The following is a 242-nucleotide window of genomic DNA, read 5'->3' on the forward strand; positions in this document are numbered from 1 at the left end:
TTCATAAACCCTGCCATAAACTCGCTGGCCGCGCTGTCCATATCCTGGATCATTGCTTCCATAGCTTTGTTTTGCGCATCCACCACTTCACTTGTATCGCGGTTACTGATGGGGTTAAAGAAGCTTCCGGAACCAGACGAGGAGTCCGATTTCTGTTGTTCCGGTATCGTCGCCGTGCCGCACACACCGCTGCCGTTGGTGACCCGGTAGGTATAATTCCCTCCAGAAGAACCGGATACCCC

1 pseudogene is annotated in these 242 nt (G+C 53.3%); it reads right to left on the bottom strand.

Annotated elements, in window-relative coordinates:
* Positions 1–242: pseudogene (locus RTW80_RS30555) on the bottom strand (hypothetical protein); the annotation flags it as partial.

The organism is Escherichia sp. AM3, from assembly GCF_032029835.1.
GTDB lineage: Bacteria > Pseudomonadota > Gammaproteobacteria > Enterobacterales > Enterobacteriaceae > Escherichia > Escherichia coli.